This window comes from Flagellimonas alvinocaridis (assembly GCF_004916895.1).
Taxonomy (GTDB): domain Bacteria; phylum Bacteroidota; class Bacteroidia; order Flavobacteriales; family Flavobacteriaceae; genus Flagellimonas; species Flagellimonas alvinocaridis.
Map to the genome: position 1 here is coordinate 1 of NZ_SNTZ01000092.1, position 432 is coordinate 432.

Consider the following 432-nt stretch of genomic DNA (forward strand, 5'->3'; position numbering starts at 1 on the left):
AATTAATGAATCAATTTAAAAAAGACCTAAAGTTAGGGATTTATCAATAGGTAATGTTGCGCCAATACCCAACCAAAGGGCCACCGCCGTACCAATCAAAAAGACAGTTGTCGCTACTGGGCGACGAAATGGATTTTGAAATTTATTCACATTCTCTAAAAAAGGRACTGTTAATAATCCAGCRGGTACTGAAGCCATTAAAAGAACACCCAATAATTTATTRGGTACTGTTCGAAGTATTTGAAATACGGGAAAGAAATACCATTCAGGTARTATTTCCAGGGGAGTTGCAAATGGATCCGCTGGTTCACCAATCATTGATGGTTCGAGAACCGCTAAACCTACGTTACAYGCAATAGTACCGAAAATKACTACTGGAAAAATATATAAAAGATCRTTGGGCCATGCGGGCTCCCCGTAATAATTATGACC

General features: G+C 38.6%; 1 protein-coding gene. It reads right to left on the bottom strand.

Annotated elements, in window-relative coordinates; translation table 11 throughout:
* Positions 1-15 precede the first annotated feature (15 nt).
* On the bottom strand, positions 16-432 hold a 417-nt coding region (gene petD, locus EZV76_RS17980), incomplete at its 5' end, for a cytochrome b6-f complex subunit IV (protein WP_136567707.1).